General features: G+C 70.7%; 8 protein-coding genes. 2 read left to right on the top strand and 6 right to left on the bottom strand.

Annotation, left to right across the window (positions count from 1 at the left end):
* Positions 1-76 precede the first annotated feature (76 nt).
* Both thrS and AB0G15_RS26280 read right to left on the bottom strand, forming a co-directional pair.
* Positions 77-2,044: a threonine--tRNA ligase gene (gene thrS / locus AB0G15_RS26285; protein ID WP_362844695.1), complete on the bottom strand. Its 1,968-nt coding sequence runs from the start codon at positions 2,042-2,044 to the stop codon at positions 77-79.
* A 68-nt stretch (positions 2,045-2,112) separates the two neighbouring features.
* A complete protein-coding gene (locus AB0G15_RS26280) occupies positions 2,113-2,718 on the bottom strand; it encodes a glycoside hydrolase family 25 protein (protein ID WP_362844693.1) in 606 nt (201 codons plus the stop codon).
* Between the two features lie 93 nt (positions 2,719-2,811).
* On the opposite strand from AB0G15_RS26280, the gene dapD reads away from it, so the two are divergent.
* Complete coding sequence (gene dapD, locus AB0G15_RS26275) at positions 2,812-3,789, top strand: 2,3,4,5-tetrahydropyridine-2,6-dicarboxylate N-succinyltransferase (RefSeq protein WP_362844691.1); 978 nt, start codon at positions 2,812-2,814, stop codon at positions 3,787-3,789.
* A 268-nt stretch (positions 3,790-4,057) separates the two neighbouring features.
* A complete protein-coding gene (locus AB0G15_RS26270) occupies positions 4,058-4,675 on the top strand; it encodes a hypothetical protein (protein ID WP_362844689.1) in 618 nt (205 codons plus the stop codon).
* A 179-nt stretch (positions 4,676-4,854) separates the two neighbouring features.
* Here AB0G15_RS26270 and AB0G15_RS26265 read toward each other — a convergent pair whose 3' ends face one another.
* The 4 genes from AB0G15_RS26265 to AB0G15_RS26250 form a co-directional block, all read right to left on the bottom strand.
* Complete coding sequence (locus AB0G15_RS26265; RefSeq protein ID WP_362844687.1) at positions 4,855-5,751, bottom strand: TIGR03564 family F420-dependent LLM class oxidoreductase; 897 nt, start codon at positions 5,749-5,751, stop codon at positions 4,855-4,857.
* A gap of 255 nt (positions 5,752-6,006) precedes the next feature.
* On the bottom strand, positions 6,007-6,669 hold the full coding sequence (locus AB0G15_RS26260) for a TrkA family potassium uptake protein (protein WP_362844685.1): 663 nt from the start codon (positions 6,667-6,669) through the stop codon (positions 6,007-6,009).
* A 137-nt stretch (positions 6,670-6,806) separates the two neighbouring features.
* On the bottom strand, positions 6,807-8,708 hold the full coding sequence (recQ, locus tag AB0G15_RS26255) for a DNA helicase RecQ (RefSeq protein ID WP_362844683.1): 1,902 nt from the start codon (positions 8,706-8,708) through the stop codon (positions 6,807-6,809).
* Positions 8,709-8,979: 271 nt separating this feature from the next.
* Positions 8,980-12,582, bottom strand: a complete 3,603-nt coding sequence (locus AB0G15_RS26250) for a CARDB domain-containing protein (protein WP_362844681.1) — start codon at positions 12,580-12,582, stop codon at positions 8,980-8,982.
* Between the last annotated feature and the right edge of the window lie 1,102 nt (positions 12,583-13,684).

Raw genomic sequence — 13,684 nt, 5'->3', positions numbered from 1 at the left:
CCCCGTACCGCCGGCGGGGGGCCGCACCCCCCCCACCCCCCCCCGGGGGGCCCCCCCCCCCCCCCCACGGGGAGGTTCAGACCTGGACCCGGCGCTCGATCGCGTCGGCGATCTCGGCGATCGCCTCGTCGACCGGCACCCCGTTCTTCTGCTCGCCGTTGCGGAAGCGGAAGGAGACCGCGCCGCCCGCGATGTCGTCGTCGCCCGCCAGGAGCATGAAGGGCACCTTGGACCGCTGCGCGTTGCGGATCTTCTTCTGCATGCGGTCGTCGGAGGCGTCGACCTCGATCCTGATGCCCCGCTCGCGGGCCTTCTTGGCCAGGTCCTGGAGGTAGGGCGCGTGGGCCTCGGCGATCGGGATGCCGACCACCTGGACCGGCGCGAGCCAGGGGGGGAACGCGCCCGCGTAGTGCTCGACCAGGACGCCGAAGAAGCGCTCGATCGAGCCGAACAGCGCCCGGTGGATCATGACGGGCTGCTGCCGGGAGCCGCCGGTCGCCTGATACTCCAGATCGAAGAGCTGCGGCAGGTTGAAGTCGAGCTGGATCGTCGACATCTGCCAGGTCCTGCCGATCGCGTCGCGGGCCTGGACGGAGATCTTCGGCCCGTAGAACGCCGCGCCGCCCGGGTCGAGCACCAGCTCCAGCTTCTCCGACTCGGCGACCTCACGCAGGGTCTCGGTCGCCTCCTCCCAGTCCTCGTCGCTGCCGACGAACTTGACCGGGTCCTTGGTCGACAGCTCCAGGTAGAAGTCCTCGAGACCGTAGTCGCGCAGCAGGTCGAGCACGAAGCGCAGCAGCGACTTCAGCTCGTCGCGCATCTGCTCGCGGGTGCAGTAGATGTGCGCGTCGTCCTGGGTGAGGCCGCGCACCCGGGTCAGGCCGTGCACCACGCCGGACTTCTCGTAGCGGTAGACCGTCCCGAATTCGAACAACCGCAGCGGCAGCTCGCGGTAGGAGCGCCCGCGCGACCGGAAGATCAGGTTGTGCATCGGGCAGTTCATCGGCTTGAGGTAGTACTTGGCCCCCTCCAGCTCCATGGGGGGGAACATGCCGTCGGCGTACCAGTCGAGGTGGCCGGAGAGCTTGTAGAGCCCCTCCTTGGTGATGTGCGGGGTGTTGACGAAGGAGTATCCCGCCTCCTCGTGCCGCTTGCGCGAGTAGTCCTCCATCACGCGGCGGATCACGCCGCCCTTGGGATGGAAGACCGGCAGGCCCGAGCCCAGCTCGTCGGGGAAGGAGAACAGGTCGAGCTCGGCGCCCAGCTTGCGGTGGTCGCGCTTCTCGGCCTCCTCCAGCAGGTGGAGGTATTCGTCCTGCTTCTCGCGCGACTCCCACGCGGTGCCGTAGATCCGCTGCAGCTGCGGGTTCTTCTCGCTGCCCCGCCAGTAGGCGCCGCCCGAGCGCATCAGCTTGAACGCCGGGATGGACCGGGTGGTCGGCACGTGGGGGCCGCGGCACAGGTCCTTCCAGCGCAGCTCGCCGGTCTTGGCGTCGAGGTTGTCGTAGATGGTCAGCTCGCCCCCGCCCACCTCGACGCTCTCCTCGTCGGCCGCGCCGCCCTTGAGGCCGATCAGCTCCAGCTTGTACGGCTCCGAGGCGAGCTCCTCGGCGGCCTGCTCGTCGGAGACGGGCCTGCGGGAGAAGAGCTGCCCCTGCTTGACGATCTCGCGCATGCGCTTCTCGACGCGCTTGAGGTCGTCGGGGGTGAACGGCTCCTTGACGTCGAAGTCGTAGTAGAAGCCGTTCTCGACCGGCGGGCCGATGCCCAGCCTGGCGTCGGGGAAGATCTCCTGGACGGCCTGGGCCATGACGTGCGCGGTGGAGTGGCGGACGATGGCGCGCCCGTCGGGGCTGCCCGCGGGGACCGGCTCGATCACGTCACCCTCGGCCACCGGGGCCGCGAGGTCCTTCAGCTCGCCGTTGGCGCGGGCGGCGACCACCGAGCGGCCGTCCGCCTCCAGCGCCTCCCCGTACGTCGTGCCTCCCGCCACCACACGCGCGGCTCCGGCGAGGGTGATACGCAGTTCTGGCACGGCGGACACGGTTGCTCCCTGGGAGACGTCGATGGATGGTCTGGAATCGATGCTACCGGTGTCGGCAACGCGATTTCTCAGGCCTTGCGGCTCCGGCGGTAGCCCAGGGAGGTCAGCTCGGCCCGGGTGCCGCGGAAGACGTTGCGATCAACGGGTTTGTTCGAGTGCTGGTGGATCGTCCATTTGTCCCACGGCCTCGGCACCTCCGGTCTGCCCCGGGGGTGGTCGGGAGCGGCGATCCACAGCGGGTAGGGCTCCAGCCCGGCGCAGTTGCCGTTGCGCGCGAACGACAGGAACGTGTAGATCACCGGCCTGACCCCCGAGAGCGCGACGATCGCCTGGCACCAGCTGCGGGCGAACCGCGCCACCCGGGGCGCCGGGAGGTGGTCGTTGGTCTCCAGGTCGAGCGCGAGCAGGTCCCCCCGGCGCAGCCCGCCGGCCCGCTGCACGATCCGCAGGAAGTGCACCGCCTGCGCCTCGGGGTCCCCCGCGGGACGGGCGAAGTGGTAGGCGCCGCAGACGATCCAGCTCTCGCGCATGCCGTTCCAGTTGGTGCCGAACCACTTGTCGGTGAAGGTGCTCCCCTCGCTCGCCTTGGCGAAGGCGAAGGAGACCCCGCCCCTCGCGTACGCGCCCCAGTTCACGGCGCCCTGCCAGTTCGACACGTCGATCCCCTGCAACATGGCGGCCACGCTAACCGGCGGGCACCGCCAGCACACGTCCGACGCTCCCTGGGCGTACTGCCATTGCGGCCACTTTGGCTAGGCTTGGTCGGCGTGAACGCAGCAGCCCAGATCTCCGGCGCGCACGCGGCCGGCATCGCGACCATCACCTCCGGCGGAACCGTGCTCGACACGTGGTTCCCGTCCCCACAGCTGGGCGAGCCCTCCTCGCCGGGCACCAGGCGGCTGACCGAACAGGAGGCGGCCGAGGAGCTCGGTTCCGGGGTCGCCGCGCTGCTCGGTCCCGACGAGGACCGCGGCGTGGAGGTGGTCGCGGTACGCACCGGCATCACCAAGCTGTCGGAGGCACCGGCCGACGCCCACGACGCCTACCTGCGCCTGCACCTGCTGTCGGCGCGTCTCGTCCAGCCGCACGGCCAGAACCTGGACGGGCTGTTCGGCCTGCTCAGCAACGTGGTGTGGACCAACCACGGCCCGTGCGCCGTCGAGGGCTTCGAGGAGGTGCGGCTCCGCCTGCGCGCCCGGGGGCAGGTGACCGTCTACGGCGTGGACAAGTTCCCCCGGATGGTCGACTACGTGGTGCCCACCGGCGTCCGGATCGCCGAGGCCGACCGGGTCCGTCTCGGCGCGCACCTGGCGAGCGGCACGACCGTGATGCACGAGGGCTTCGTCAACTTCAACGCCGGGACGCTCGGCACCTCCATGGTCGAGGGCCGTATCTCGGCGGGCGTCGTCGTGGGCGACGGCTCTGACGTCGGCGGCGGCGCCTCGATCATGGGCACCCTGTCCGGCGGCGGCAAGCAGGTCATCTCCATCGGGCGGCGCTGCCTGCTGGGCGCCAACAGCGGCGTCGGCATCTCCCTGGGCGACGACTGCGTCGTGGAGGCGGGCCTGTACGTCACCGCCGGGACCAAGGTGGCCCTGCCCGAGGGGCGGGTGGTCAAGGCGGCCGAGCTCTCCGGCGCCTCCGGCCTGCTGTTCCGCCGCAACTCCACCTCGGGCGCGGTCGAGGCCGTGCCCCGCCGGGGGACGGGTGTGGAGCTCAACAGCACCCTGCACGCCAACGACTGACCGCCGCCCTCGCGGGTGCGCCGGGTCACTCTCCGGGGCGCCTGCCCGGGGCGCTGCCGGTCGCTGTCCGGGGCGCCGGGGGCGCCGTCGCGACCAGCCCGCGTGACCCTGGGGCCGCAGGGGCCCGTGGATGTTCGTCCCCGGGCCCCTCAGCTGACAGGGTGGCCTCACGGGCCCCACAGGTCCCGCAGGCCTCATGTCGACGCGGGCGGGCCGGCCCCCTCACCGGCAAGCTCGGGAGCGGGGTCTCCGCGCTGGAAGGATTGAGATGACCGGTCAGGAGATGGCGGGCGACGGTGAGAGCACGGCGGGGGCGGCGGCCCGGTGGGTGACCGGGCTGTTCGCGCCGCAGGTGCTGGTCATCGGGCTGCCCCCGCTCGTCGGGCTGATGGCCGACGGCTGGCCTGGCGCGGTCTGGGGCCTGGTGGCCTCGGCCCTGTGCGGCGGGATCCCGGCCCTGGTGATCCTGAACGGGGTCCGTTCCGGGCGCCTCGACTCCCATCATCTGGTCGACCGGGCGAGTCGTACGGTCCCGCTGCTGGTGGCGGTCGCCTCGGTGGTCGTCGCGCTGACGCTGCTGATCCTGCTGGGCGCTCCCCGGCTTCTGGTGGCCACCGTGACCGCGATGCTGGCCGCGCTCGCGGTGACGGTCCCGATCACCCTCTGGTGGAAGATCTCCTTCCACGCGGCCGTGTCGGCGGGCACCGTGGTGGTGCTGGCCCACGTGCTGCCCGCCGTGCCCACGCTGGTCGCGGGCGCGCTGGTCGTGGCGATGGTGTGCTGGGCGCGGGTCAGGCTCACCCATCACACGCCCGCCCAGGTCGCCGCCGGGGCCGTCACCGGCGCGGGAACGGCCTGGGCGGCCCTGAGCGCCTTCGGCGTCTGAGCGGGGCGGGCCCTCCCGCCGAGGAGCGGGCCCTCACCCGGAGGGGAGTGCCGTCCACCCGGGGGGCCGTCGCGCGGCAAAAATTCGCGGACGCGGCGGCAGAGCTCTCAGGAGCGGCAGAACTCTCAGGAGCGGCAGAGCTCTCAGGAGCGGCCGAGCCCTCAGAGAAGGCAGGACCCTCAGAGGAGGCTCTTGAGGAACTCCCTCGTCCGGGTGCCCCGGGAGAACTCCGCGGCGACGAAGTCGGTGACCCCGGCCTTGGCGAGCGTCTCGATCCGCGCCGACACCTCGTCCTCGTCGCCGATGATCGCCACGTCCGCCGGTCCCTCGGCGCCCTCCCTGTCGAGCACGGCCCGGTACGACGGCAACTGACCGTAGATCTCGAACCGCTCGGCGGCCAGCGCCCTGGCCGCCTCGGCGTCGTCGGTGACGCAGACGGGCAGCGCGCACACGATCCTCGGCGCGGGCCGCCCGGCGGCCCGGGCGGCCTCGGTGACGGCGGGCGCCACGTGCTCGGCCACCGTCCTGGCGCCGGTCATCCACAGCACGGTGCCGTCGGCCACCTCCCCGGCCAGCTTGAGCATCCTCGGGGCCAGGGCGGCGATGAGCACGGGCATGTCCCTCGGCCCCGGCGTGTTCAGTCCCAGCCGTCCCGTGAGGGTCTCCCCCTCGAAGGACGCGTTCTCCCCGCGCACGAGCGGCATCAGGATCGACAGGTACTCGCGCATGTGGCGGGCGGGCCGCTCGAAGCTCATGCCGTACATGCCCTCGATCACGATCTGGTGCGAGAGCCCGATGCCGAGGGCGAGCCGCCCGTCGAGGGCGGCGTTGACGGTGAGCGCCTGCTGGGCGAGGGCCGCCGGGTGGCGCGGGTAGGTCGGGACGACGGCGGTGCCGAGTTCGATTCCGGGCACCTGGCTTCCGACCACGGCGAGCGCGGTCAGAGTGTCGAGGTCGAACGTGTGGGACATCCACACGGAGGAGAAGCCGTCATCGGCCCCGCGGGCGATCCGCTCCCGCAGGTCGCCGAACGCGTCCGGTTTCTGGGAGCCGCTGAGGAAAAGTCCGAATCGCATCGCTACCGAACTCCATTCTAGTAATGTTCGCCCAGTCTATTACCCGAGCGACAGATCGCGATCAGCCGAGTTCGGTGATCGGCCGGCGGAAGCCGCCGCCTCCGCCCGGGCTCGCGCGCCGGATTGATCCTGGCGATGGCCTTGGGCTGGACCGGGCTGGGCTGCCTCGCCGGCGGGGTGGCGACCGTCGACCTCACGGGAGGACACGACGGGAGGGCACGAGAGCACGGCGGGACCGGACGGGGCCCGGGAGGCTCAGGGCAGCTCGGTGAACCGCTCCACCTGCTCGATCTTGCCCGCGATGACGATCACGTCCCCGTACCCCAGCACCGTTCCGGCGTCGGCGTAGGTGAACTCGTCGTACTGGCCCTTCACGCAGACCACGGTCACGCCGTACTTGCGACGCAGGTTGGACTCGCCCAGGGGCACGCCGACGTACTCGCGGGGCGGGCGGGTCTTGACCACCGCGTAGTCGCCGTCCACCTCCATGTAGTCGAGCATCCGCCCGTTGAGCAGGTGGGCGAGCCGCTCCCCCATGTCGTGCTCGGGGAGGATCACGTGGTGGGCGCCGACCCGCTCCAGGATGCGGCCGTGCTCGCGGCTGACCGCCTTGGCCCAGACGTCATCGATCTCCAGCTCGACGAGCAGGGAGGTGGTGAGGATGCTGGCCTCCAGGTCGGTGCCGATGGCGACCACCGCCCGGTAGAAATCGGGCACCCCCATCTGCCGCAGCGCCTCGATGTCGGTGGAGTCGGCGACGACGACGTGGGTGAGCTTTCCCGCCAGGCTCTGCACCACCTTGGGGCGGCTGTCGATGGCCAGCACCTCGGTGCCCCTGCGGAACAGCTCGACCGCGAGGGAGCTGCCGAAGCGGCCGAGGCCGACGACCACCACCGGATCGTTCCTTCTGTCAGCCAACGATCGTCCTCTTTCGGGAGTTCGCAGCCACGGGGGGATCCGCCAACGCGAGAAGCCCGGAGGCGGACGACAGCCTCCAGGCTCCTATATGCGTCTCACTGCGCGGGCCATCAGGCCCGAATTCGCCTGATTCTACCTCAGGGGAACTCCAGAAGGGCTTCCTCGCCGCCACCGGATTCCCGGCCGGATCCCGCGAGGGTGTCGAGGACCTGCTGACCGTACTTGGCCAGCTTGTTCTCCCCGATCCCGCTGATCGTGCCCAGCTCGGCCAGCGACGAGGGGACCCTGGTCGCGATCTCGCGCAGGGTCGCGTCGTGGAAGATCACGTACGCGGGCACGCCCTGCTCCTTCGCGGTGGCTCCACGCCAGGCACGCAGCAGCTCGAACACCGGCATCGCCTCCTCCGGCATCTCGACGGGCTCGGCCCGGCGCGAGGTGGAGGATTTGGACGACGTGGAGGCCCTGGCGGCCCTGGGCGCCTTCTCCGGCTCGCGCCGCAGCGGGACCTGGCGTTTGCGGCCCAGGACCTCCGCGCTCGCCTCGGTCAGCACCAGCGTGCCGTAGTCGCCCTCGACGGCGAGCAGCCCCTGGGCCAGCAGCTGGCGCACCACTCCGCGCCACTCGGCCTCGCTCAGCTCCGTGCCGATGCCGAACACCGTCAGGCCGTCGTGGTCGTGCTGGATGACCTTGGCCGTCTTCCTGCCGAGGAGGATGTCGATGATCTGGCCGGCGCCGAACTTCTGGCGGCGCTCGCGCATGAGCCGGAACACGGTCGACAGGACCTTCTGCGCGGCGACCGTGCCGTCCCACGACTCAGGCGGCGACAGGCAGGTGTCGCAGTTGCCGCAGGCGGTGCCCTGCTGGCCGAAGTAGGCGAGCAGCCGCGCGCGGCGGCACTCGACCGCCTCGCACAGGGCGAGCATGGCGTCCAGGTGGGCGGCGAGGCGGCGGCGGTGGGCGTCGTCACCCTCGGAGGTGTCGATCATCTTGCGCTGCTGCACGACGTCCTGGAGACCGTAGGCGAGCCACGCGGTGGAGGGCAGGCCGTCACGCCCGGCCCTGCCGGTCTCCTGGTAATAGCCCTCGACGGACTTGGGCAGGTCGAGGTGGGCGACGAAGCGCACGTCGGGCTTGTCGATCCCCATGCCGAACGCGATGGTGGCGACCATGACGAGGCCGTCCTCGCGCAGGAAGCGCGCCTGGTTGGCCGCGCGGACCCGGGCGTCGAGCCCCGCGTGGTAGGGCAGCGCCTCGATGCCGTTCTGCACCAGGAACTCGGCGATCTTCTCGACCGAGTTGCGCGACAGGCAGTAGACGATGCCCGCGTCCCCGGCGTGCTCGGTGCGCAGCAGCTCCAGCAGCTGCCGCTTGGGCTCGTTCTTGGGGGCGATGCGGTACTGGATGTTGGGGCGGTCGAAGCTCGCCACGAAGTGGCGGGCCCCCTCCAGGTTCAGGCGGGAGGCGATCTCGGCGTGGGTGGCCTCGGTGGCCGTCGCGGTCAGCGCGATGCGCGGCACGTCCGGCCAGCGCTCGTGCAGCGCGGACAGGGCGAGGTAGTCGGGCCGGAAGTCGTGCCCCCACTGGGCCACGCAGTGCGCCTCGTCGATGGCGAACAGCGAGATCACCCCGCTGTCGAGCAGGCGCAGCGTGGCGTCGACCCGCAGGCGCTCCGGCGCCAGGTAGAGCAGGTCCAGCTCGCCGGACAGGAAGGCCGACTCGACGGCGCGGCGCTCCTCGAAGTCCTGGGTGGAGTTGAGGAACCCGGCCCGCACGCCGAGCGCGGTCAGGGCGTCGACCTGGTCCTGCATGAGCGCGATGAGCGGCGAGATCACCACTCCGGTGCCCTTCCGCACGAGGGCGGGGATCTGGTAGCACAGCGACTTGCCGCCGCCGGTCGGCATGAGCACGAGGGCGTCGCCGCCGGACACGACGTGCTCGATGATCTCCTGCTGGCCCGCCCGGAACGAGTCGTAGCCGAAGACGCGCTGCAGGACCCGCGACGCGTCGCTCACCTCGGGGCCGTTCTCGGGGGAAGCCATCGGGACATTGTACGAGGATCTTCTTGCTGGTCGGCGGCGAACGGGCCGGAAGGACGGACGCCGCCCGAGGCCGCCCAGGGCTGTTCGGGGCGGTGCGGAACCCGGACACCGGCGCCCGCCGGGACCGTGCGGGACCCGGGCACCCGCGCCCGGCGGGGAACCGAACGGGAAAGGTGCCGCCGGGAGGGTCGGACCTCCCGGCGGCACCGGCACCGCGGTTCTCCCGCGCTCTTCTTACGGGATCACGGGATCTTCTTACGGGATCACGGGATCACGGGTTGACGTTGATCGTGAAGGTCGACGTCGTGTTCTTGATGTTCTGGAAGTTGTTGCTCATCTGGAGATTGTTGAACGTGGCCGAGCCGACCGCCGGGCCCTGACCGGGCTCGGGCATCTCGTTGGCCCAGATGGCCCAACCGGACTTGGCGTCGAAGGCGTCGCCGCTCTTCCTCGCACCGGTGATCGAGACGTTCGTGAAGATCGTGTCGGTGACCGGGTTCTGCGGCTGGCCTCCGGAGTAGTTGGTCTGGAACATGATGCCGCCGTAGGTCGGGTCCACGATGTCCACGTTGCTGACGCGGATGCCCTGGAAGACCTTGGAGGCGGAGAAGACCCAGATCGCCGGGAAGACCTGCTGGCCCCAGAAGTGACCGCCGGCCCGGACGATCGAGATGTTCTCGAACCTGGTGGGCGGGCTGGCGCCGAAGCCGTTCATCGGGTAGCCGAAGTCCAGCGAGCTGATCGTGATGCCGGAGTAGACCAGCGTGTCGGCGATGTAGATGTTCCTGAAGACGTTGTCGTACCCGCCGTAGACCGCAACGCCCGCGGCCCGCCAGGTCAGGATGGACGTCAGGTTCTCGTAGACGTTGCCCTTCATGTCGGCGCCGCCGGCGTCGATGGCCGAGAACAGCGCGAAGCTGTCGTCACCGGTGGCGCGGGCCTCGTTGTTGCTGACGAGGTTGTCCGTGCTGCCGTTGGTCATGTTGATGCCGTCGGCGAACATGTTGCGGATGCGGGAGTTCTTGATCGTCACCCGGTCGGTGTTGGCGCCCCAGTAGAGGCAGACCATGTGCTCGTTCCAGATGTTGTCGATCACCACGTCGGCGACGTTGGCGAAGTCGAACACCTTGCCCGGGCCGTCGATGCGCGAGGTGTAGTTGCCGAAGTAGGCGAAGTTCGCGAAGGACGAGCCGTTCGCGCTGGCCTCGGCGCGGAAGCCGACGTCGGTGTTGTCCTGGCTGTCGGGCGCCCGGAACTGGGTGTACCAGGGGCCGGCGCCGACCACCTTGACGGCCTTGCCGTAGACCTGGAACTTGCTGGACGTCTGGTAGGTGCCCGCCGGCAGGTAGACGCCGACCAGGTTGCCGGTGTTGTCCATCCGCACCCGGTCGAGGGCGTTCTGCACGTCCTGGTGGGTGAAGCCGGTGGGGGTGGTGTACCTGGCGGGGTCGGGGTTCGCGATCGGCGAGACCTGCTCGGTGTTGATGAAGTCGATCGCGTACGTCGTGCTGTTGGCGGGGTCCTTCTGGAGCCTGATCTTGCTGCCGGCCGGGACGGTGGTCCCGAGCATGACGTTGGCCTCGTCGTAGATGTGACGCGGGCCGCCGGAGCCGGGCGAGTTGTTGGGACCGGCCTCGGGGCCGTACAGCCAGGCATACCTGGACGTCAGGTTGATGGGCTTGAGGAAGGTGCCGTTGACGTAGACGTTCAGCGTCGAGTCGATGCCGCCGCCGCCCGGGGCGTCGGGGATGGAGAAGCGGGTGACCAGGGTGTTGGTGCTGGCCTTGGTGGTGAACTCGACGTAGCTGCCCGTGCTGTTCAGCGTCACGGCCCTGCGGCCGGACGCCTCGCCCGCCACGTGGCCGATCTCGCGGTTGGGGCCGACCACGGCCGCCCCGCCGCCGACGACGGCGTCCTCGGCCTCGTACATGTCGTACGGCATGTTGGCGCCGCGGCCGACGAAGAACGGCTGGGTGCTGGTGTTGTTGGCCCGCTTGACCGGAAGCTCGTTGGCGTCGTCGGCGAGGACCGTCCTGACGGTGAACTTGCCGTTGGTCGCCGTCCAGGTGCCCAGGTTCACCGGACCGGTGGTGGCGCCCGCCGCGATCACGCCGGTGTGGGAGCCGGTCAGGGTACGGACGACGGTGCCCGACTCGTTGAGAACGGTCAGCGTGATGCCGTGGGCGCCGCTCGCGGAGGCCAGGGTGCCCTGGTTCCTGATCGCCACGGAGAAGGTGACGACGGCGCCGTTGGACGGGTTGCCGGGGGTCCAGCTGGTCGTGGCGACCAGGTCGGAGGTGCTGACCGGCGTGACCACGAGCGGGGAGGAGCTCGCGAAGGTGTTGTTCGACTCGTTCTGCTCGATGACGCTGTTGGCCTCGTCGACCTTGGCGCTCAGCGCGTAGCTGCCCGCGTCACGCGGACCGGCGACGGCCGACACCGTGGTGGACGCCCCGGCCGCCAGCGCGCCGACCGCGGCGGTGCCGACCTTGGTGGTGCCCAGGTAGAAGTCGACGTTCGTCGCGCCGGAGGCCGCCGAGCCGGCGTTGCGCACCGTGGCCGAGAGCGTGACGGAGGCGGTCTCGACGGGGGAGGCGGGGGACGCGGTCAAAGCGGTGATCGTCAGGTCCGGGTTCGGCGCCGGGGTGCCGATGACCTGGAACTCGGCGACCTGGCCCGCGGGGGCGCCGGTGTTGGAGGTGATCCTGAGCTGGACGTCGGCGTAGGCGCCGCTGACCGGGATCGTCACCGTGTTGCCGGAGGCGGGGTTGAAGGTGTGGTTCGCCGCCGCCACAAGGCTGGTGAAGGTGGACGAGCTCTGCGCGCGGCCGAGGACCTGGATGTTCTGCGTGCGCGTTCCCCAGGCGCTGTCGGGGTTCAGCTTCAGCACGACCGAGCTGAGGGAGGCGTTCGCGCCGAGGCTGACGGTCAGCGTGTTGGGGTAGCTGCCGCCGTTGCCCTCCCAGTAGGTCGCCGTGTTGTTGTCGTTGGCGTTGGTGGCCACGAACGTGAAGACCGAGGAGGAGGCGGTGATCGCCTTGCCGACGGCCAGGTTCGTCCCGGTCGGCGTGCTGCCCTGGCGGGTGACGGTGTTGCTGTTGCCCGACTGGTTGCCCGCGGCGTCCTTGGCCTTGACGTAGTAGGACACCGTCGCGGTGGCCGGCTGGGTGTCGGTGTAGGTCAGGACGTTGCCCGCCACGCTGCCGCGCAGGGCGTTGTTGGCGTAGACGTCGTAACCGGTCACGCCGACGGTGTCGGTCGAGGCGTTCCAGGTCAGCCTGATCTGGCCCGAGCCGGGCTCGGTGTAGGCCAGGTTCGACGGCGTGCTCGGCGGCGTCGTGTCACCGCCGCTGACGGGGCCGTACACCTCGAACTCGGAGATCTGACCGGCGGGCCAGCCCGTGTTGGCGGTGAGGTTCAGCCGCAGGTAGCGGGCGCTGGTCGCGGTGAAGTTGATCGTCACCGTGTTGCCGGTCGCCGGGTTGAAGGTGTAGCCGGCCGAGCCCACGACCGTCGTGGTGGGCGTGGCGCTCGTGCCCGCCAGCACCGACAGGGTCTGCGTCCTGGTCTCCCAGGCCGTCGCGGGCGGCAGTTTCAGGACGACCTGGTTGACGCTGGCCGCGGCTCCGAGGTCCACCTGGACCCACTGCGGGAAGGCGTTGTTGTTGCTCTCCCAGTAGGTGGTGGCGTTGCCGTCGGTGACGTTGCCCGCGCCGTAGGGGGCGTTGACGCTGCTGGACGAGGCCGGCTTGCCCGCCGCCAGGTTGGGGCCGGCGGCCGCAGAGGCCGGTGCGACGACCGCCCCGGCCAGGGCGAGCAGGCTGGTCGCGGCCATCGCCGCCATCAGCCGTAACGCCAGGTACTGCTTTCTCATTGCGTTCCTCTATCTCTCGTCTGGAACGACAGGGTCGGGAGGGAGGCCGTGGCCTCCGTCACGCGACGCGCTCGGCACCGGGGGTGCCTCGCCCACGAGGTGCGGATCCCCGGTCCGCTTCTTCCGGGTCCCCGGAATGTCCGCTTCTTCCGGGTCCCCGGAATCCGGCGGGCGGGCCGGCCGGACGGCCTGTGCGGGCCGATCCGCGGGCCGTGCCTCGTTCGTCGCTGGGGGGTGCTGGTCGCCGTGTGCGCCGGTGTTCCTCCTGTGGGGACGACCGGCGGGACGAGCGATGGGTGAACGTCGGATCTGGTCTGATCTGTCGGATTTGTTGATAGGGCCCCGGATGGAAGGCGTCCGGGATCGCGGGCCCCTGACCGGCTGCGGCGGCGGCGCGGGACGCTCTGCCGGGCGCGGGCCGTGGCGGCCCTGCCGCCGGCTACGGGTCAGCGTCGGCGCGGGGGCGATGAAGGTCGCAACCGGGGCCGCCGTGGCGGCGACCGGCCGCGCAATGCCGAGAACGACATCACCTGGGGCCTCTCCGGAGGGGTGGGAGGGACGTGCCGGTGCAGCACATCACTGCCGTAAGTTGCGGAGAACAGAGAGAATTTAACAGGACTTTGCAATATTTTTGCATTGCGCTGGCCAAATGTTACATACGTGCTACGGCCGCGTCAACGGGTCGAGAAAGGCGGCTTACTTCGCCGTACGGTCCCGCGTGCGATCCGGCCGATCTGCCTGCCACGGGGGCCTTCCGGCCCCGTTCCGGGCCGGTGCGCGGGGGGGCGCGAACCCCTTCAGGGAGGTCCCGCGCGGCGGGGCGGAGGGGATGCCGGCGACGCGGCGGGGGCCGGCGACACGTCCGGGAAACGCCGCCGCGCGAAACGGCTTGCGTGGTGGAAGCGGGCCGGCGAAACTCGCGAACCCGCACCTCCCGGTCCGCACGTAGCGGTCCGTGCGACGCGGCCCGCACGACATGGCCCGCACGACACCGTCCTCGTGGCGGCCGGCCGGGCCGGAGGGCACCCCGCCGAGGCAGGGGAAGTGCGGCTCGGCCGCGAACACGGAGGACGCCAAGCAGGAGCCGTTTTGGGCTATTTAG

Origin of the sequence: Streptosporangium sp. NPDC023825, assembly GCF_040639575.1 — a bacterium.
Taxonomy (GTDB): domain Bacteria; phylum Actinomycetota; class Actinomycetes; order Streptosporangiales; family Streptosporangiaceae; genus Streptosporangium.
Note: the sequence above shows the minus strand (reverse complement) of the source record. Positions and strands in the feature narration are given on the sequence as shown.

Bases quoted from the DNA above. Each gene is read 5' to 3' on its own strand.
- AB0G15_RS26270 (WP_362844689.1), top strand. From the start codon at position 4,058: ATGACCGGTCAGGAGATGGCGGGCGACGGTGAGAGCACGGCGGGGGCG.
- AB0G15_RS26265 (WP_362844687.1), bottom strand. From the start codon at position 5,751: ATGCGATTCGGACTTTTCCTCAGCGGCTCCCAGAAACCGGACGCGTTC.
- AB0G15_RS26280 (WP_362844693.1), bottom strand. From the start codon at position 2,718: ATGTTGCAGGGGATCGACGTGTCGAACTGGCAGGGCGCCGTGAACTGG.
- recQ (WP_362844683.1), bottom strand. From the start codon at position 8,708: ATGGCTTCCCCCGAGAACGGCCCCGAGGTGAGCGACGCGTCGCGGGTC.
- AB0G15_RS26250 (WP_362844681.1), bottom strand. From the start codon at position 12,582: ATGAGAAAGCAGTACCTGGCGTTACGGCTGATGGCGGCGATGGCCGCG.